Here is a 19,406-nt window from a genome sequence, read left to right as displayed (position 1 = left end):
AAATAGCAGAATCTGGGTTTTAGTAATTCCACATTAAAAAAACGTTCTTTCTATACACAACAACGCAAAATCTTGAATTTTTTGTTGTCGAGTACACTTTCAAAGCGGGAGAAGTGCTGCTTTATTAGTGCTTCATATTGTAAGAAACTATTGGCGACTAACCACAGTTCACCGTTGGCGTTTAAGTGCTGTTTTGCCTGAGCAAGAAACGTCTCGGTGGTTTCATATTGGGTATCAATTCCAGCATGAAAAGGCGGATTGCTTACAATAAAATCGAAGCGCTGTTTCACCTCGCTTAAACCATCCGAAGCAATTACTGTTCCAGTGAGTTGATTTTCTTTCAGAGTAGCCTTACTGCTAGCAATGGCATATGCACTCACATCGAGCAGGCTTATGTCTACATTGTGTAATAGTGCCTGGCTTGCACCAATAATGCCCGCGCCGCACCCAAAGTCGAGCACACTGCCGTGCAAAGTGGGCAAGTGTTCCAATAACAATTGGCTGCCTTCGTCGAGTTTACCGTGATTAAATACCCCAGGAAGCGATTTCACTTTGAGTGAGGCATTAGGAAGTGCTACCTCAAAGTTGTTTTGCCATTGGTTGGCATCAAATTGGGGCGCAGTTTGATTAAGCACACCAAAGTAGAGCCCACAACGGCGAGCGCTATCAATTTTGTTTACCTTAATACCAAATTCAGCCAGTAGCTTTTCACAACTTTTAACTCCACCACGGTTTTCGCCCACTACAAATATCTCGGCGCCAACTTCAAGCTGCGGCAAAATGCAGGCAAATAAATAGGCGGCTTCTTGTTTGGCCTTAGGCATAAATAGCAGCAAAGCATTGCTGTTGCTGGCTAAGCTTGGTGCTGCGCTAAATTGACTGGAGAGCTTGCTGCTTGGTTGATTTGCTAAATATTGATGGTGGCCAAAGTGACTACAACATACCTGCAACGAAGCCACCTGTTCCAGCAAGCTCAAGGGGTAGTTGTCGGCCAATTGGCCTGCTACTACTAAATGCTGTTGAGTGAACAAGTCATCATGACGAGCAAGAACTTGGCTGGTAGCGTGTGGAGAGGTATTCATAATCTGGCTTGGTTGGGGCGTGGTTGCCCGCAATAATAAAAAGTTTTAAAGGAAAAGGCTATCTCATGAGAACTTATGCGGATTTATTTTTCAGGTTACTTGACTTTTACCGCGTGCTAAGGAAACTAGCTAGCAAGAATTTTGATTGTTAAGGACAACACCTTGTTGCCATTTTCTTTAGAATTGAAGAAGTATAAACGGCCCGAATTAAAACGCGGGTGGTTAACGGCTGGGTGTAACTAAATCGAAAAAACGTTTTTGAACCCGGCCACTGTGACCGGGTTTTTTTATTTTTGAAGTAAGTGATGGAGCGGGCATGTTTAAAGGATCGATAGTAGCGTTGGTTACTCCCTTTATTGAAGGTGAAGTAGATTATGCGGCGATTCGCGAGTTAGTTGAGTGGCATATTGGCCAAGGTACTCACGGTATTGTGCCTGTAGGTACAACGGGTGAGAGCCCAACCTTAACTCACGATGAGCATATTGCTGTAGTTAAAGCGGTAGTAGAGCAAGCGAAAGGGCGAGTACCTGTTATTGCTGGTGCTGGTTCAAACAACCCGATTGAAGCCATCGAATATACTAAGGCTGCTCAACAAGCTGGTGCCGATGCTACCTTGCATGTGGCGGGTTATTACAATCGTCCAAATCAAGACGGCTTGTACCAGCATTTTAAAATGCTGCATGACGCCACCGACATTCCGATTGTTTTATACAATATTCCACCACGCGCAGTGGTCGATTTAAGCCCTAGCACTATTGCCAAGCTGGCTCAGCTGCCACGCATTGTTGGTGTTAAAGATGCCACTGGTGATTTGTCTCGCCCATTGTTTGAACGTCAATTAATCGAGCAAGACTTTTGTTGGCTAAGCGGTGAAGATGCCACAGCAGTGTCTTACAACGTGAGTGGTGGTCAAGGCTGTATTTCGGTTACCGCCAATGTAGCGCCAAAACTGTGTGCTCAAATGCAACAAGCCACACTAGATGGTGACTACGCTAAAGCCAATGAGATTCAAGACAAACTCATTCCTTTGCACCAAGCTATGTTTGCAGAGCCGAGCCCTGCGGGCGCTAAATACGCGATGTCTTTGCTTAATAAATGCCAAGCAGAATGCCGTTTACCGGTGACTGAATTGTCAGACTCAACTAAGACACGTATTCGCAATGTAATGCAGAACTTAGAACTCATTTAGTAATAATAAAAATATTGATAAGGCCGAGCTTGCTCGGCCTTTTTATTTACTTAGCGTTTATTCGCTTACAGCTTTCCTTCGCATAAGCTAAGCCTATGATTTAACTCTGCTATACTGATAATCACCTAAACTTCAGGGACGTAGTAGTGGCAGAAATAGATCTGGTGAGTTTTTTTCATGGCATCGTAGAAGCCGATAGTGGATATTGGTTACTGCAGCCTGATAACGGCCAAGTGTCGGTGCGCTATCCTTGGCAAGATGGCCGTACTGAGCAGCTTAATCTAGAGCAATGGCTGGAACGCATTGACGTACGTTGCCGCGCCGCCTTTCAGCAAGCCTTACATACCAGCCTACAAAGCCAACAAGCTTTTTTTTGTCACTATTGCCACAGCGATGATGAGTGGCTACGTATTCACGGGATGCCGGTTGAAATTCAGCAACAGCAGTATTTACTAGCGAGTGTATTGCCCTTAACCATGCCAGTAATAAACGATGAGGCTAAGCTGCGCGATCCGCAAAGTGGTTTGCTCTCGGCGTCGCTATTTCGCGAGTTACTTATTCAAGCTATGCGCTTAAGCCAGCGCAATCACGAACCCTTTGCCATTCTTACCCTGCATTACGCCAGTAACGATAGCTCTTTAGTTTGCGCTATTGTCGCCAAAGTCTTGCAAGAGCAACTACGCCGCTCAGACAGTATTGCTCAGTTTAAAGAAGGTGAATTAATCGCTTTGTTATATGGCACCAGCAGGGGAGCGGTAAGTACCGTTGCCAGTAAACTCACCAGCGAATTGCAGCGACAATTAGAAGGTGTGGCTTTAGATAGCTTAAAGATGGGCTGGGCCTATTACCCCGAGCACGGTGACAATGTTGATACTTTATTGGCCCATCGATTAGACGCAGTAGAGGCGCTGCGTCTTTCTTAGGCAAAGGCAAGAATGCTCCTAGCTTTATCGCCAGTAGGAGCACGTCTCTACGTTTTATTTAGCTTGCTGCACCACCGTGGTACTGCTTTTCAGCATATCTAAATACAGCTCTTGGTAGTCATCGGGAGTGATGATGAAACCATTGGCATCACTAAAGGTGCCACCCTGACCTGTTTCTGCGATGCTTCTACTATCAAGGTATTTAGCCATAAAGTAATCTTGTTGCGAGCTTGTTAATTCGCCATCTATTAAGGCCAGCTCTAGGCCTTCAAGATCTTGAATCGATAGTTCAATAGCGCTGCTCTCTAAAAGTGGTTGTTGCGCTTTTGGCTGAGCATAAATACTTTGATAGAAGGCGCGATTATTATTGGTTAGCACTTTTACGTGGCTGCGTTGCAGGGCAAAGTCCTCTTCAGAGAAGCTGCCAGCATTGTCGATACAGAACTTAGCGTTATCGAGTGCGGTAGGGCATTGCTGCTGAATATCTGCACCAGTTATTGGCGCTAACTCAGGTAAACTTACCTCTAGGTTGCTATCTTGCTCGTCTATCGCCATTACGCTCTCAAATTGCCAAGAGCTATCATTGCTGATACCCGAGAATAAACCTAACCAGTGGCTAACCTCGTTGTAGTTAGCGGCAATCGTAAACTCATCAACATCATGATAAAGGGTTTGCCATTGATAGCTTTGATTGTTGTGGATTGCCAAGATGGCGCTGCCTTCGTCAAGATCTAGGTTAGCGGCACTTTGCCAATACATTGGCATGAGATCTTGATTGCTCAAACTAGCAGCTACAATTTCATCGTAGTCTGCAGTGTCGTAAACAAAGCTAGGTTCAATAAAGCCATAATAAGCTAGGTCTGTATGTTGGTCGTTGTTGCTGGTGTAAAAAGCGGTAACTAGGGTATCTCGGGCAGCGGGAAGCGGCGAGATTACCGGAATGTGGGAGGCGATCTCTCTGCCCGACACCGCATCCGCAGAATAGCTAGTTTGGTAGTAACTTACGCCACTTTCTTGAAGTACTGTTAATGCGGCTGAATCGGCGGTATCACTGATTGAGCGGTAGTCTTTGCCCTTGTAGCACTCGCTGCCAGTTTGTGCTGAGCGTACATTTAACACCTTGTGGCTTAATAGGTCTTTTTCCACACTAAACATGTATACGTCAGGGTTACCGCTTAAGTTGCTATCAACCTCTTCTAAAGATACATAGCCGTCATCTGGCACTAAGCCACTATCTATGGTCACAATGCCGCTGCTAGGAACATCTATTGCTGGGATAGTGTGTTCATCAATAATCGAACCATCTGCATTGTGGAACAAAACATTGTATCCAGCATTGGCGACCGATGCGGTAATTACTCGGCTAGGATCGCTTTCTGAAGTGCCATAAATAATACAGCCGGACTTTACATCGCTCTCTTTTAGAGTATGCAATTGGATTATTTGCCAATTGTACTTAGGGGTACTCGGAGTAGAAGGTGAGCTGTCACCTCCTCCGCAGCCACTTAACACAAGGGTGGCAACCAAACTGGGTAACAAAGCTTTATTCACTTAAAAGTCCTCAAACTGCGAGTCAAAATATTGATGCTGTGGTTTATAAAGCAATTATCAAGCCTTTTTGTCTATTTGAGGGATTTAAATACTAGTGTTTACAGGTTTTTTAGAATTATTTGCTGATTGATAGGTGCTTCCCTCAACATCTGTCTGAATAAAAGTGTGCTTGATAAGGCATTTATGAATGACGATTGTTTAGTGCTGTTTGTGTTTATTTTATATTTGATTGATGAATGCTTGGGGTGTGGTAAATGTTTCAAACAAGGATGTACTTATGGGGCTTAGTATTACTGTGGCCGCTGTTTTCTAGCGCTAAGCAACTTATAGAGATTAAAGTTGGCGGTTATGATTTTCCTCCCTATGTAACTCATGATGTATCTAGCAACCGCTCCAGCGGCGTTACCTTAGATATAATAAGGGCGCTTAACCATCTGCAAGATGACTATTCATTTCGTTTTGTTTCTACCTCACGGCACCACCGCCATGCCGCGTTCTCCCGGCAACGCTTTGAGTTAATCTTATTTGAGAATTTACAATGGGGCTGGCAGAAGTTCAATGTACAACAAAGCCTTGCTTTAGTATTGGATCGAAACTTGTTGCTCACCCAGCAAGATCATGATTATCAACAGAAGGGCTTGTTCTTGCCGGAGCATCAATACAGCGTGGTACTGTTTGATGAGCTACACCAGCGTGAGCATCTTTCCGATGAAGGTTTTGCCGTTAGAACCTGCTCTCACGTGATGAACTGCGTTAAGTTGGTATTGAAGGGCAGGGTAGACTTTGCCATGGTCAACGAGAGCTACTATTTGCCGCTTACTCGGCAAAGACCGAGTATATTAGAGTCACTTAAGCAGGTAGAAAACTTTAGCCCGGTGTACAGCTTACATGCCTTAGTTCACAAGGACTCTCGACTCAGTGTTGAGCAGCTTAACGTCTTTTTTGAGCAGTTGAGTTTGTCGGGGCACTTACAACAAATATTGAACAAATATCAGCTGGCTTTAGCCAACTAGCACTTACGCGCGAGCCAGTAATTGTGGGCCGCGCTTGCCTTTATCTTCCATATACTGAAAGTACAAACGAATGTGGGTTGCAGATTGATCCACACTGCGGCCCATGGCTTCACGGATCGATTTTCGATTGGCTTGTTTAGCGTCATCACTATCGCGCAGTTGGGTCGCGCTTAAGCCTGGTTGAACATCGTTATTGCCAAATACTGCAGTACCTGGGTTGGTCATTTGGCGCTGAGCCGAGTATTCGGTGATTGTTTGGCGAGGAGCTGTGCCCTCAATGCGCTGACGCGCCTGATAGGTCGACTCTAAGGAGGCGGCTTGTAGATTATTATTCACCTGCATAACTAAGCTCTAACCCAAATTTGACTTTAACCATTGGACTGTTATCGGCGGAAGCTTAAAAAACTTTACCGCTAACTTGAAGTTTAACTACAAGCAAGGTAGTGGGCTATATGCTGGTTGGCAGGCGATTGTTCAAGCTGCTTAAGGCTGGCAAACTGCTGAGTCTTGCCTTGTTCGATAAAGGCCACTCGCTGAGCAACACGCAGGGCATCTTGCCATTGGTGGGTCACCATTAATACTGCTAGCTGATATTGTTCGGCGAGTTGTTTAACTAACTCTAAGCATTCCTGGCGTAGCATTGGGTCAAGTGCGCTAAAGGGTTCATCTAGCAGTAGAATAGGGCGGTGGCGAATTAAGCAGCGAGCTAGCGCAGCGCGTTGTTGTTGACCACCAGACACCTGATCTGGGCGTTTATCTAAGATAGAAGAAATGCCTAGGTTGTCGGCTATCTCGGTTACTTGCTGTAGATGGGCAGCACTGAGTTTGAGCTGCTGGCTTATACCCAAAGCGATGTTCTGCTTGAGGCTTAAATGATGAAACAAATTATGCTGCTGAAATAGTGAAGTTACCGGTCGTTGATTGATCGGCAGTGTTAATAAGTCTTCATTTTGCCAGCTTAAACTGCCCGAGCTAGCCTGAACAAACCCGGAGATAAGCTCCAGCAAGGTGCTTTTGCCGCTTCCGCTGGCACCCAACAAGGCCACCACTTCACCGGGCTTTACTTCTAGAGAGTAACTAAAGTGCTGGTGATGGCGTTGGCACTGTAGCTTAGATATGTTCAGCATTGTCTCGTCCGAGGCTAATATCGAGTAAGTAAAATATAACACCGCATAGCAGTAGCATGATTAGCCCTGTGGCACTGGCTAAAGCGTATTGATAGCTACTTAGTTGTTGAAATAGCAAGAGTGGTAGGGTGGTGACTTCAACACTGCCGATTAGCGCTATCACTCCCATATCACCCAAAGATAAAACCATGCACAAGCTAATCGCCACACTTAAGGGTTTGCGCATTAAAGGCCAATAAATAAAACGGACTTGGCTAAGCGCTGGCAGGTCTAAACTTTGATTAAGTTTGGCGTATTGCTTTACGCTGTCGTTGAGGGCTGGTTTTAGGCTACGCATATAAAACGGTAGGCTCATTAAAGCGTTAATTAACGCAACTAAGGGTACTGTATAGCGGCTAATGTCGGTGCGGCTAAGCAATAGAAAAAACAATCCGGTGGTAATCACCATGGCAGGTGCTAATAGCATCACAGACGCAAGTAATTCTTGGCCTTTGTGTCTTTTCGCGCCTTTGTTTTGGCTTAAATTGCTGCTGTATTGCCACAAAAGAGCGCTGCCCAATGTTAATACCCAAACCACACTTTGCAGCGCAATGTTTAACGACCACAAGCTGCTTTCTATCCATTGTTGCCAAGGTAAGGCTTGCCAGCTAAGTGCTAACAGCGGGCTAAACATACCTAAGACAACTGAGCTTATAAACAGATAATAGCTGGTAATAATTAGACGGTGCCAGGTAAGTGACAGGGTGGAATGTTGATGAATGCTAGTTAAGCTTTGTTGGTGGCGAATACTATCTTGTTGTTCTCGCCCAAGTAATAACCAGCCAAGGCTAGTTGCAATAAGCAGTTGTAATAAGGCGCATTGAAGTGCGAATAAGGGATCAAAATCGTAGCGAAGCGCCTGATAGATAGCCACCTCAAGAGTTGTACTTTGCGGCCCACCACCTAGTGCCAGCACAATCGTAAAGCTACCAAAACACAATAAAAACACTAAGCCAAACAAACCTGCCAAGCGAGAGCACAACATTGGCCATTCAATTAAGCGCCAATAACTAAATTGGCTGAACCCAAGTTGCTTGCCTTGGCGCCAATAGCTGGCAGGTATGGCTTGGTATTGTAAATAACAGTAGCGCGCTATAAGTGGCATGTTTAGAAAGGTATGTGCGATTAAAATGCCGGGCAGGCCATATATCTTCCAAGAAAATGGCGATAAATGTTGCCAAAATCCGTTTAAACCAAAGCTGCCTACACAACCCAAAACCACCAAAATCACCGGGCAAACAAAACACAAATTGGCGAGGCGAAGTTGCCAGTTAAGGCTTTTGGGTTGCAAGTAAAACCATGCTCGGGCAACTAATATACCGCCGGCGCAGGCTAACAAGGCCGACAATAGGGCTTGCCACAGGCTAAAGCGCAGTACGCGCCATAAATAGGGGTCGTTAAAGGCGCCCCAGCTTAGCTCTTTGGTTTGCTCGGCTAAGCCCCAAAAGGCGGCCAATACCACCAAAGCGAGGAACGCACTGGCGGTATAACCCGCAATGGCCGCCAGTTTCTTCATCATTTATTATTGGCTAACCGTGTTACGCCATTCTTTAGTCCACGCTTTGCGCTGTTGGCTAACAGTAGCTTGGTCAAGGCTTAAGGCTTTTGGTGTTACAAGTGTTGAGAAGGCTTCTGGCAGCTCAGCTTCTGGGTTTACTGGCAGCATCCAGTTGGTGGTGGCAATAACCTGTTGAGCAGGTGCGCTAACCAAAAAAGCCAAAAATTGCTGAGCCAGCTCTACCTGTTGGCTGGTTGCACTTATTGCAGCCACTTCCACTTGGCTCATGTGCCCCTCACTAAACCCTAGCGCTTGGTAGCGGTTTTCTTGCTCGGCTACCATGTGGTAAGCCGGGGAGGTAGTGTAACTTAGCACTAAATCGGCTTCGCCTTTTAAGAACATGCCGTAAGCTTCGCTCCAGCCTTTGGTTACGGTAACCGTTTTATCTTTTAACTTGCTCCAAGCTTGCTCGGTATCATCACCATATAGCGCTTTTAGCCAGAGCATTAAACCTTGGCCTACAGTGCTAGTTCGCGGATCTTGGTAAAGAATGGTGCCATCAAACTCATTAATCAGTTCTTCCATTGAGCTAGGTTTATTTTTTAATGACTCGGTATTGTAAATAAACGCGAAGTAACCGTAGTCATAAGGCACAAAGTTGTTGTCTTGCCAGTCAATGGCCAGCTTAGGAAGGCTTAATTGGTGGGCTTGCACTGCACCAATTGCTTCCGCTTCTGGGATAAGGTTAGTGTCTAAACCTAAAATAACATCAGCTTTATTGCGTTTTCCCTCTAGCTTTAAGCGGTTCAAAATGGCTACGCCATCGTCTAAACCTACCCAGTTAATGCTGCAGTTACATTCTGCTTCAAAGGCTTTGCCTAAGGCTGGACCGGGTCCCCAGTCAGAGACAAAGCTTTGGTAGGTATAAACTGTTAGCTCGCTGTTTGCTTGGGCATTTAAGCCAAATAGACTAAGAGTACAGCAAGCTAGCCATAGCAATTTTTTCATCTTACACTCCTTGATAATAGATTTAAGACCACCGCCGGACGTCACTTTGCCTAACTCTCCACTGCCAGAATCGATAGCCACGTATCTACAACAGCATTTGGGCAATATTCTAACAGTAGACCGTTTTGCGGGTGGACATCAGCATTCTTGGTTATTAACAACCGAACACGAACGCTTGGTATTGCGACTTAATCAACAACAGCCTTGTTATGGCTTGGATTATCAACGCGAAAGAGAAGTATTACAACAGCTTAAAGGACAAGCGTGGATTATTGATTTGCACCCGCTAAGTTTTAAGGGGCAGTTTCTACTCTATCGTTACCAATCTGGTGAAGTACTTAGTGACGTAAGCGGTTTTTCTGACGCGCTTTGGCAACAGCTATTGTCGATAATTATTAGCTTGCCACGTTTAGGCCAAGGCTTACCCAAGTTTGATATGATCCACTACCTAAGCCGTTATGTAGGGGATATTACCGCAGCTCAAGCAAAGCGTTTTCGACAACTGGCTTTGGCATGGCTTAAGGAACAGCTTTGGCCAAGCGGTTTCGCCTTTAATCATCATGATCTGCATTTAGACAATTTGCTACTTAGCCCTAAGCAGCAGTTGTTTGTATTGGATTGGGAGTATGCTGCCAGTTCTATGCAAGGCTGGGATGCTGCCAGTGTTGCGGTACGTTGCCCAGTAAGCAGGCAGCAGCGCCAAGATTTAGTGCTCGCCTCTCAATTAAGCGAAGCTGAGTTTACTTTGTTAGAAGCTGCTGTTGAGCTACTAGATCTGGCTTGGTACTGGCAATATCAACCCAATTTAGCTGAGCTTAACCAGCGCACAGAGCGCTGGTTACTCACTCACATTTAACGCTTTAACTTATTAAAATAATCTTTCCAGCTGATGTGTTCTCTACCTGCTGCTTGCGCATATTGACTAGGATTATCCGATTTCCCTTCGGCGATGCCTTGATAGATGCCGGCAATAACGGTTCCGATAAAATCGCCGAGTTCTTCAATGCGGTCTTTCCGGTAGTCTTCAACGCTCATTGGCTGATAGCTTAAATCGGTATCAAAGGCTTGGTTTAAATAATCGGCCAGCTGGTACTGCGTTAGCGATTGTCCGTGTAAATTGTAAGTTTGCCCATTATGTTTGTCTTCGCTTAGCATTTTTGCGTAGGCGTAACCTAGCTCGCCACGGCTTGTGTAACCACATTTTCCATTGCCTGCGCAGTTAGTTATTGTGCCAGCTTTCTTGTAATTCTCGATGTATTCAATATCTGGTTCTATGTAGATGCCGTTGCGCCCAATAACCCATGCTAAGCCACTGTCTTTTAGGTCTTGCTCGGTTTGGCGGTTGCTTTGAATTACAGGAGAAAACGCGGTGTTTTCTTCAGCGCCTTGCACACTGGTATAGACAATTTTTTTCACGCCCGCTTTTTTTGCAGCATTAATTACATTGCGGTGTTGGCCAATGCGTTTATCCGGGGCGTCCATGCCAGACACCAACAGTAATGCGTCTACAGATTGCAGAGATTGTTCCAGTTGTTCTGGCTGATTGTAGTCTCCTGCACGAACCTCTACGCCTAAATGCTCAGCTTTGCTTGGGGTGCGTGCTAGGGCAATTACATCTTGCTTGGATGTTAAAGCTACAGTGGCTTTTACAATGGCGGCTCCAAGTTGTCCGCTGGCTGCTGTTACGGCTATTTTCATGGTTTGTCTCTCTGTAGGCTATGGCTCTGCGCTTAGAAAAATTCTAGATGAGAATTTAAAAGCTGCTGGTTTAACTCGCGCAACCAAAAGATATTTATAGTTTAACGAGATTTCCGCTAGGCAATGGCTAATGGCAATTAGTGAGCATTATTGGCTTGTTTTACCGTTGATTTAAGTTGCTGCATAAAGGTTTTAAAGTGTGGAAAAAACTCAGCGAATAGAGAGTGTTTTCGGTTTTGCATCATTAACGGGCCTAATAAACGCAACGATACTGCCAGTCTTTTCGCATCATTATTTGCCAGCTCGCTACCTTTAGTTATTTGCTCTACCGCCTTGAATAAGTCTTCTCGGTCTTGGTAGTTAAACTGCAAGGTTCTAGTGGTTTGTTGATCGCTAGCTAATTCTTCAATAGTGATTTGGTAGTGTTTATCTTTTCTTAATGTAGACATCATATTGTTTCCTATGTTGTTTAGCTTGTTTACAGAGCGGTCTGCAGCGGGCAAACGGAGTCTGGCTGTTAGCTTTTTAAAAAGCGTTCCACTCTAGGTTTTATGGTTAATGAAACGGTGATAATTAACACCAGTGCAAAGGGCAGTGCTGTTAATAGAGTTTGTAACCAAGTCGCTAAAAAGTCATTGGCATTACTTAAACCTAGGTTGTTTAGTGTGGTGCTAAAGGCCAGCCCAGACTCCATAATTACGGCTATTACCACACCTACCATAATATTGCGTTGCTGTACTTGCATCTCAGGTAAGCATTTCTCAGCAGCCTTGCTGATTGCAGCCATGAGCAGGAAACCAATAGGCATAATGGTGCTAGCTGCTAACAGAAACGCTGATAGCCATTGGCCAAAAAATAACGGGCTATAACCTAGGTTTAGGTAAGTCATTACGCCAGTTAACGAGCCTCCCATCACCGTCATCATTACCATTACTAGTAACACCTTTTGAAACAAAGGAGGACTTTTGGGTTGAAGTTCTGCAGTTAGTGCAGGGTTCATTTGTGCATTCAAGGCTTTTTCCAGATTAGAATTGGTTGAATATGTCAACTATATTTACATTGGTTGATTTTGTCAACTATATGTTTATTCTTTTGGTTATGCTTGAAGTGCTAAAGAGTCGTTATTTAAGAATTGCTGTGACTTGATTATAAATACAAAGGTTTTGTTGTTAGCTAGTTATGGCTTTGAAGCGAAGGGAGCTAGCTTGAATGAAGTAGCAGCTTTAGATGAGTGGTTAAATTGCCTTGAAGAATTTATGAATGCTTAATTTTCACTGCCCTCTGAACTGCCATGTCCACGCCATACATCCATGCTTTCTTGCTCTCCACCACCAAACTCTTCTCGTTTACTATCTGTGTTGCTTTCTGTTCGATGAAATACCAATAATCCAATAGAGCCGATCAAAGGCAGCAGCCAAACAATTACTACTTGTGAGACTATTTGAGAGGGTTCTGAGTAGATTCTCGTGACGCAAATGTAAGTTGCATAGATGTTTAGAAGAACTAAAACCAATAATAGTGACACTAATTCCATTTTTAACTCACTAAACTTGAGAGCGCGGTATTGAACAGAACCAACTGGCGCAAGGTGCGCCAGTTGGATGTGTTAGCTTACTCTTCTACCAGTACTTCGGCGCGCCAATTACCTTCGCCTTCTTCGCCTAAGGTTTCTGCTAAATAGGGCAGTACTTCTTGCATTTCTTTCATCAAGGTCCACGGTGGGTTAATGACGATCATGCCGCTGGCGGTCATGCCAAACTCTTCACTGTCGTGGCGAATACCTAATTCAAACAATTGAATATTGCTAATGCCGCTGTTGCTCAGCTGCTTTTCTAGTTTGTCGATGCGGTGGCGGTCTACCACTGGATACCAAAGTGCATAAGTACCAGAGGCAAAGCGTTTGTGAGCTTCTTTCAAGGTTTTAACTACCGTTTGGTATTCGTCTTTAACTTCGTAAGATGGATCAATTAATACTAAGCCACGGCGCTCTTTGGGAGGCATTAATCCGATAAGGCTTTGATGACCATTTTCTTGGCGAATTTTGGCGCGGCGGTCACGCTGGAATAAACTGTTTAACGGCGCTTGTTCACTTGGGTGCAACTCGTGCAAAAATAAGCGGTCTTCACGGCGTAGCATCATTTTGGCTATCCACGGTGAACCGGGGTAGTGCTGGCGAGTTTTTTCTGGATGAATTTGATTAACTAGTTTTAGGTAGTTTTTAACTAACTCGGGCAAGTCTTCAGCATCCCAAAGTTTACCTACGCCGTTTTCGTACTCACTCTTTTTCTTAGCTTCTGGGCTATTAAGGCTATACGCCCCAGCGCCTGCGTGGGTGTCGATGTAACACAAGGGTTTATCTTTTTGAGTAAGGTAAGAAATGATGCGTTGTTGCACTAAGTGTTTAAGTACATCGGCAAAGTTGCCTGCATGATAAGAGTGGCGATAGCTTAACAAAGTGTTGTCTCGACATTGAAGAAATATGAGGGCTCAGCCAAGGCTGGCAATATTGCGCTAGTCTAGGTAGAGACTAGCGCAGATGCAAGTTTATCGGTGTTTAGTCGCTTAGAATAATTGCCGTTTGGGCTCGGGTGTGGCTTTGAGCAGTTTAGCTAAAATTGCTAAGCCTTGATCGAGCTGTTGATTAGATTCAGCTTGGCCTAAAGATAAACGCACTGCGTTAGGGCTAGCTTGATTATCTACCACAAAATGCTCTGCAGAAGCGACCTCTACACCGTGTTGCTGTGCTGCAGCAACAAACTGGCTGCAGCGCCAGTTAGCGGGTAAGCGCAGCCAGCAATGTAAACCGCCTTCTTGGTAACTATAATCCATGCCCGCCATATGGTGGTGAAGTAGCTGGGCCCGTTGGCCAATTAAGCGCCGTTGCTCTATTAGGGCTTTGTCGGCAAAACCGGCTTGTATCCACTGGATCGCCACATCAACCAGTAAAGGGCTAATATTCCAAACACTGCCCCTTATGGCGCTATTAAAGGCGGTTTGCAAGTGAGCCGGCGTGTGTAAGTAGGCAAACCTAAGCCCTTTAAAAGCGCCTTTAGAGAAACTGTTTAAGTAAATAACCTGTTGCGGCGCCATTTCAACCATGGCGGGTGGGCGCTGATCTGGCAGCAATCCACATACATCATCTTCAATAATGATTACTTGGTGAGCGGCGCAAATATCGATGATCTGCTGGCGCCGAGCCTCAGGCATGATTGCAGTGGTGGGGTTTTGCAGGGTTGGCGTAAGGTATAAAGCTTTGGGGTGATATTTTTCGATATGGCTTAGCAGGCTATCTGGGCAAATGCCTTGTTCATCTAAGGCAACACCTTTTAGCTCTATCTTTAATTGTTTAGAGAGGGTGATTAAGCCGGGATAACACAAAGCCTCGCACAGTACCCGCTCACTCACCAATTCAAGCGCGATTAAACATAGATTTAAGCCATGCTGGGCACCATAACTAAAAAAAAGTTGTTCAGGTTTAAAGCAACTGCTGCTCTGATTAAGCCAAGCACACACCGATTCACGCTGCGCCACTAAGTTTTGGCTGTGGTCATTGTCTAATAACTGATCGAGCTGCTCTCCTGCTTGAGCATAGTTTTGCAGCAAGGGCACCAACTGCTGCGCACGCGCTTGGGTAAAGGCGGTGTTTTGCCAAAGCTCAATATGCTGATTATTGCCCTTTAAGCTTCCCCATTGCTGCTGATAATTGGTTGGGCTTTTTACATAACTGCCACTGCCGGTTTTCGATTCAATTAAACCTTGCAGTTCTGCTTGGGCGTAGGCGCGGCTAATGGTACCTACCGTAACAGCGAGGTGCTCTGCCAGTTGTCGCTGAGGCGGCAACTTGTCGCCAGGTTTAAGTTGCTGTTGCTCAATGTGAAGGCGGAGCTGTTCAACAATCTGAGTCGCTTTGTTATTGCTACTATCTAAGTTCTGCCAAATTGTCATCATGACAATAAACCTTTTGATCTCTTGTTACCGCTATATTAGCGTGAGTAATGAGAGTTAACTACGATTTTTTAATCATTTTGCTTGATTGTATCGATACAATTTTAATTTGGGAGGACGGTATGGATATCGCGTTGTTTTCATCGATGGTGTTATTTGCTTTTGTAATGGCAGGTACACCTGGGCCCAACAATATGCTGTTAACATTTTCGGGTGCTAATTTTGGCTATAAGCGCAGTGTGCCGCAAATGGCAGGTATACCCACTGGCATTGCCACGATGATCTTATTAATGGGCTTGGGGCTTAGCTGGGTATTTCAGCAGTATCCAAGCTTGCAATGGACCTTAAAAATATTAGGAAGTGCTTACTTGCTGTATTTGGCTTTGCGTATTTTGCGTCAAAGTCAGTTAGCTAAGCAGCAGATGGCAAAACCGCTGAGTTTTTTTGAGTCACTTGGTTTTCAATACTTAAACCCTAAAGCGTGGATGATGACCTCTTCTGCCGTGGCCAGTTTTGCCTTACCGGGTGAAGCTTACTGGGAGTCTATTTGGGCTTTAGTTCTTACGTTTTTCTTGGTGAATCCGGTTACCGGTTCAATTTGGGTGAGCTTTGGAAAGTTTATTGCCCGCTGGTTAAGTGCACCTATCGCACGACAGCGTTTTAATATTACCATGTCATTCTTAACTGCTGGCTGCGTAGTGCTGTTGTGGGTGTAAGTTTTTAGCAATACTAGGTATTCGATGTGCTCAGTATTGCACCTTGTCCTTCGCTGTTTGGTCATTTAACTGATTTTAACGAATTGTTATCTCCCAATAATATGAGTGCTTGCTTATGCTCAACTACTCACTTATCAAAGCCCACTTGTCTATTGTGCTGAGTATCCCACCTGTAAACTAGCCGTAGACTACTTTGGTCATATTTGGAGCCTTGTGCGCTTATTAATCATATTGTTGGTGTAAAGTAGCGCTAACAGGTATATATAAACCAGATGTTAGCAAGTTGTTGATTTGTAGGTTTGGTTTCTAGACACTCTATCTTTTTATTTGTTAATAACATGGACGTGTTAATGCGAAGTATTATTGGTATGGCTTTGCTTTTGTCATTGTTTGCTTGTGGCGGCGGGGGCTCTGAGTCTGCGCCCGCTCAACCGCAAGAGCCCAATGTAGAAGTAGAGTTAAGCGAAACCGCCCGCAAGGGACAACCGGTAAGCCTAAGAGCGAAAGCAACTGGTTTAGGCACCATTAGTAAAGTTGAATGGCGCCAAGTATCGGGTCCTAGCATTAACTTTGTTCAAAGCGACAGCTTAGAGTTGGAAATTGTTCCAGATAACAACTCCAGCCTTAGCGCTGATACTTACACTTTTGAAGTTGCTATTACTAACGACCAAGATCAAGTGACTCGCCAGCGTTTGAGTTTTGAGGTGCAAAATGCAATGAGCAGCTCTCAAGCCGCGCGATTGCTGCATCAAGCTACTTTAGGACCTAAAGGCAGCGAAATTGACGAGGCAACAGGTATTAGCGAGCAAGAGTGGTTAGCAGAGCAAATGCAGTTGCCAATAACCAAGCACTTACCTCTAGTGGCTAATTACCCAGACCGTGAAGAGCCAAACCAAATTAACCGAATCGATGCATGGTGGAAGGCCTCTCTTAATGCTCCTGACCAGCTGCGACAGCGGGTGGCTTTTGCTTTAAGTGAGATTTTTGTTGTATCTGATAGCAACAATGCCCTGCGCGGCGAGCCCGAAGGCATGGCACATTATCAAGATATTTTGCTGACCCGTGCCTTTGGTAATTTTCGTGAGCTTTTGGAAGACGTAACCTTATCACCAGTAATGGGCACCTATTTAAGTCATTTAGGCAACGAAAAAGCTGACGAAGAACTTAATATTCGTCCAGATGAAAACTACGCCCGAGAAGTGATGCAGTTATTTACCATTGGTTTAGCAGAGCTGAATCAAGATGGTAGTGTTAAACGCGATGGTGAAGGCAATACCATTGCCACCTATGGGCAAGAGGAAATTGAAGGTTTTGCGAGAGTTTTCACCGGTTGGACCTTTGGTGCAAGCGCCCGGTGGAAGCGACCAAGCCGTAATTTCACTATCCCTATGGAAGCTTATCCTGATTATCACTCGCAAAAAGACAAAACACTGCTAAATGGTGTGGTGCTAGCAGGTGGGCAAACCGCAGAAGATGACATGCGTGATGCACTAGATAATCTTTTTGAGCATCCTAATGTTGCACCATTTATCTCTAAACAGCTTATTCAACGTTTAGTGACGTCTAACCCTACACCACAATATGTAGAGCGTGTAGCCAATGTATTTGATGACAATGGCAGTGGAGAGCGCGGTGATTTAGCGGCTGTAGTAAGCGCTATTTTGCTTGATGATGAAGCCAGGCAAAATTCAGGTGTAATAAGTTACTACGGAAAAATTCGCGAACCTTTATTACGAACCGTTCAGTTCTGGCGTGAACTAGATGCCGCTAGCCCTGCTAATTGGTACTTCACTTGGTCGCTAAACGATAGCCACGGACAAACCCCGCTGGGATCGCCATCGGTATTTAATTTCTTTAGGCCAGATTATCAACCCGCCGATTTGTTGGAGCTAGATATTGTTGCACCAGAGCTCCAAATTGCTAATGACGCAGCGCTAATTGGTCAGTTCAATAACCAGTACAGCGGCTTTCTATGGAACATAAAAGAGCTGGTTTCTGAGCCAAGTGATAAACGCATTATGCTGAGCCTACAAGCTCACGTGGATATTCTTGAGCAACAGGGTTTAGAAGCGTTGCTCGATTACTACGATACCTTGTTTTATAGCGGCAGCATGAGCAGTGACCTGCGTCAAACTCTGCGCGAAGTGCAAGATATTTGGTCGAGTTGGACCCCTTATCAGCAAGTTGCGTTTTTGTTGTTTACCGTGTCGGTGTCTCCCGACTACATAGTTCAGCTTTAGGAGCCTGAGATGACTTATAAAAACAGGCGAGAGTTTTTATCGCTGTGCTTAAAAGGTGGGGTGTCGATGGCAGCGCTCACCAGTATGCAATTAAAAGCGATGACAAGTTTGGCTACACCCGCGGCCAGCGCTGATGGATTTAAAGCCTTAGTATGTATTTTTTTGAAAGGCGGAAATGACTCGTTTAATATGCTGATTCCGCAGCAAGGCGACCCTTTAGCTGCTTATTTGAATAGCCGACAAAACTTGGCAGTGAGAGATTCAATAGCGATTAATCCAGTTACCGCCGTTAATGGTGGCATTGGCTTAAATCCGGGTTTGTCAGCCATTGAGCCCTTGTTTAACAATCAGAAACTTGCTGTAGTTTCAGGCGTAGGGAGTTTAGTTGCTCCTATTACCTTGGAGCAGTACAAAGCCAAAAGTGCTGCGATACCTAGCAATTTGTTTTCACATAACGACCAGCAAGCTACGTGGATGCAAGGTCGAGAAAAAGAAAGCATTAATTATGGTTGGGGCGGGCGCATTTTAGAGCTGCTCAATCAACATGACAGCTTTGGTTCAAACATATCTTTATCTGGAAATAACCTGTGGCAAACTGGCCCAAATTCAATTCCTTTTGCCATGAATAAATCGGGTATTACTCGAGTGCATGCATATAACGGTACTTCGCAACGTACTCAAGATTTTAGGCAACAACTCGAGCAAATGTTTAGTCGTGCTAGTCACCCCTTGGCAAAAAGCTACAGTGATAAATTAGACACCTCGATTAGCAATACCGAACAGCTAAACGACGCGCTTGGCAGCGCCGAAGAATTCACCGATGTATTTGGTGATAGCAATTTGTCTAAGCAATTGCTTGCAGTAGCCAAAACCTTATCTGTGCAATCGCAATTTGGGGTAGGGCGACAAGTTTATTTTGTAGGCATGGGCGGTTTTGATACTCATGACGATCAAAATGTTAATCACCCAGCGTTATTGGCGCAGCTTGCCGAAGCTATGGCTGAATTTGATGGTGCGATGACCACTCTAGGTTTATCTAACCAAGTAACCACCTTTACCATGTCAGATTTTGGCAGAACGCTAAGCTCTAATGGCGACGGCACCGACCATGGCTGGGCGGGTAATCAACTTGTGATGGGCGGCGCGGTAAATGGTGGCGAGATTTATGGCTCGGTTATCGAGCAAGCCTTAGACAGCGCTTATGATGTGGGCGGCGGTCGAATGATCCCACAAGTGGCCAATGAGCAATATTTTGCCAGTTTAGCCCGTTGGTTTGGTTTAAGTGATAGCGAAGTGCTTGAGTTGTTCCCAAGCTTGAGCAACTTTGATCAAACTCATCTATCGATGTTTAGTTAACCCTTTAAATAAGTAATAAAA

General features: G+C 44.9%; 19 protein-coding genes. 7 read left to right on the top strand and 12 right to left on the bottom strand.

Features of this window, described 5'->3' with window-relative positions:
• Nucleotides 1-50: 50 nt before the first annotated feature.
• Nucleotides 51-1,082: a 16S rRNA (guanine(1207)-N(2))-methyltransferase RsmC gene (gene rsmC, locus K5609_RS15695; RefSeq protein ID WP_221074472.1), complete on the bottom strand. Its 1,032-nt coding sequence runs from the start codon at nucleotides 1,080-1,082 to the stop codon at nucleotides 51-53.
• A gap of 316 nt (nucleotides 1,083-1,398) precedes the next feature.
• On the opposite strand from rsmC, the gene dapA reads away from it, so the two are divergent.
• Nucleotides 1,399-2,271: a 4-hydroxy-tetrahydrodipicolinate synthase gene (gene dapA, locus K5609_RS15690; protein WP_221074471.1), complete on the top strand. Its 873-nt coding sequence runs from the start codon at nucleotides 1,399-1,401 to the stop codon at nucleotides 2,269-2,271.
• Between the two features lie 146 nt (nucleotides 2,272-2,417).
• On the top strand, nucleotides 2,418-3,194 hold the full coding sequence (locus K5609_RS15685; RefSeq protein WP_221074470.1) for a GGDEF domain-containing protein: 777 nt from the start codon (nucleotides 2,418-2,420) through the stop codon (nucleotides 3,192-3,194).
• A gap of 54 nt (nucleotides 3,195-3,248) precedes the next feature.
• On the opposite strand, the gene K5609_RS15680 is transcribed toward K5609_RS15685, so the two are convergent.
• On the bottom strand, nucleotides 3,249-4,745 hold the full coding sequence (locus K5609_RS15680) for a hypothetical protein (RefSeq protein ID WP_221074469.1): 1,497 nt from the start codon (nucleotides 4,743-4,745) through the stop codon (nucleotides 3,249-3,251).
• Between the two features lie 254 nt (nucleotides 4,746-4,999).
• Here K5609_RS15680 and K5609_RS15675 point away from each other — a divergent pair, with 254 nt between their 5' ends.
• A complete protein-coding gene (locus K5609_RS15675; RefSeq protein WP_221074468.1) occupies nucleotides 5,000-5,758 on the top strand; it encodes a type 2 periplasmic-binding domain-containing protein in 759 nt (252 codons plus the stop codon).
• A gap of 3 nt (nucleotides 5,759-5,761) precedes the next feature.
• Here K5609_RS15675 and K5609_RS15670 read toward each other — a convergent pair whose 3' ends face one another.
• The 4 genes from K5609_RS15670 to thiB form a co-directional block, all read right to left on the bottom strand.
• Nucleotides 5,762-6,100, bottom strand: coding sequence for a hypothetical protein (locus tag K5609_RS15670; protein ID WP_221074467.1), 339 nt, complete (start codon nucleotides 6,098-6,100; stop codon nucleotides 5,762-5,764).
• Nucleotides 6,101-6,183: 83 nt separating this feature from the next.
• Nucleotides 6,184-6,885: a thiamine ABC transporter ATP-binding protein gene (gene thiQ, locus K5609_RS15665; protein WP_221074466.1), complete on the bottom strand. Its 702-nt coding sequence runs from the start codon at nucleotides 6,883-6,885 to the stop codon at nucleotides 6,184-6,186.
• The gene (locus K5609_RS15660) at nucleotides 6,869-8,443 is read right to left on the bottom strand and encodes an ABC transporter permease family protein (RefSeq protein ID WP_221074465.1); all 1,575 of its coding nucleotides are present in this window, start codon (nucleotides 8,441-8,443) and stop codon (nucleotides 6,869-6,871) included. The genes thiQ and K5609_RS15660 overlap by 17 nt, the downstream gene beginning before the upstream one ends.
• A gap of 3 nt (nucleotides 8,444-8,446) precedes the next feature.
• The gene (gene thiB / locus K5609_RS15655; RefSeq protein WP_221074464.1) at nucleotides 8,447-9,430 is read right to left on the bottom strand and encodes a thiamine ABC transporter substrate binding subunit; all 984 of its coding nucleotides are present in this window, start codon (nucleotides 9,428-9,430) and stop codon (nucleotides 8,447-8,449) included.
• 46 nt (nucleotides 9,431-9,476) lie between these two features.
• Here thiB and K5609_RS15650 point away from each other — a divergent pair, with 46 nt between their 5' ends.
• Complete coding sequence (locus tag K5609_RS15650; protein ID WP_221074463.1) at nucleotides 9,477-10,286, top strand: phosphotransferase; 810 nt, start codon at nucleotides 9,477-9,479, stop codon at nucleotides 10,284-10,286.
• On the opposite strand, the gene K5609_RS15645 is transcribed toward K5609_RS15650, so the two are convergent.
• The 6 genes from K5609_RS15645 to K5609_RS15620 all read right to left on the bottom strand — a co-directional run bounded on the left by K5609_RS15645 (nucleotide 10,283) and on the right by K5609_RS15620 (nucleotide 15,076).
• Nucleotides 10,283-11,128: an SDR family oxidoreductase gene (locus tag K5609_RS15645; RefSeq protein ID WP_221074462.1), complete on the bottom strand. Its 846-nt coding sequence runs from the start codon at nucleotides 11,126-11,128 to the stop codon at nucleotides 10,283-10,285. The genes K5609_RS15650 and K5609_RS15645 overlap by 4 nt on opposite strands.
• 137 nt (nucleotides 11,129-11,265) lie before the next feature.
• On the bottom strand, nucleotides 11,266-11,580 hold the full coding sequence (locus K5609_RS15640) for a DUF3861 domain-containing protein (RefSeq protein ID WP_221074461.1): 315 nt from the start codon (nucleotides 11,578-11,580) through the stop codon (nucleotides 11,266-11,268).
• 65 nt (nucleotides 11,581-11,645) lie between these two features.
• Nucleotides 11,646-12,140: a DUF2798 domain-containing protein gene (locus tag K5609_RS15635; protein ID WP_221074460.1), complete on the bottom strand. Its 495-nt coding sequence runs from the start codon at nucleotides 12,138-12,140 to the stop codon at nucleotides 11,646-11,648.
• 252 nt (nucleotides 12,141-12,392) lie between these two features.
• Complete coding sequence (locus tag K5609_RS15630) at nucleotides 12,393-12,533, bottom strand: hypothetical protein (protein WP_221074459.1); 141 nt, start codon at nucleotides 12,531-12,533, stop codon at nucleotides 12,393-12,395.
• A gap of 206 nt (nucleotides 12,534-12,739) precedes the next feature.
• Nucleotides 12,740-13,582: a 23S rRNA (adenine(2030)-N(6))-methyltransferase RlmJ gene (locus K5609_RS15625; protein WP_221074458.1), complete on the bottom strand. Its 843-nt coding sequence runs from the start codon at nucleotides 13,580-13,582 to the stop codon at nucleotides 12,740-12,742.
• A 108-nt stretch (nucleotides 13,583-13,690) separates the two neighbouring features.
• On the bottom strand, nucleotides 13,691-15,076 hold the full coding sequence (locus tag K5609_RS15620) for an aminotransferase-like domain-containing protein (protein ID WP_221074457.1): 1,386 nt from the start codon (nucleotides 15,074-15,076) through the stop codon (nucleotides 13,691-13,693).
• 119 nt (nucleotides 15,077-15,195) lie between these two features.
• Here K5609_RS15620 and K5609_RS15615 point away from each other — a divergent pair, with 119 nt between their 5' ends.
• The 3 genes from K5609_RS15615 (at nucleotide 15,196) to K5609_RS15605 (ending at nucleotide 19,385) form a co-directional block, all read left to right on the top strand.
• Nucleotides 15,196-15,789 (top strand): LysE family translocator, encoded by a 594-nt coding sequence (locus tag K5609_RS15615; RefSeq protein ID WP_016403820.1) that lies wholly within the window; start codon nucleotides 15,196-15,198, stop codon nucleotides 15,787-15,789.
• A gap of 350 nt (nucleotides 15,790-16,139) precedes the next feature.
• Nucleotides 16,140-18,029: a DUF1800 domain-containing protein gene (locus K5609_RS15610; RefSeq protein ID WP_246611870.1), complete on the top strand. Its 1,890-nt coding sequence runs from the start codon at nucleotides 16,140-16,142 to the stop codon at nucleotides 18,027-18,029.
• Nucleotides 18,030-18,038: 9 nt separating this feature from the next.
• A complete protein-coding gene (locus K5609_RS15605; RefSeq protein WP_221074455.1) occupies nucleotides 18,039-19,385 on the top strand; it encodes a DUF1501 domain-containing protein in 1,347 nt (448 codons plus the stop codon).
• Nucleotides 19,386-19,406: the final 21 nt, after the last annotated feature.

Origin of the sequence: Agarivorans aestuarii (assembly GCF_019670125.1) — a bacterium.
Classification (GTDB): domain Bacteria; phylum Pseudomonadota; class Gammaproteobacteria; order Enterobacterales; family Celerinatantimonadaceae; genus Agarivorans; species Agarivorans aestuarii.
This window is presented reverse-complemented; position numbering and strand designations above follow the sequence as displayed.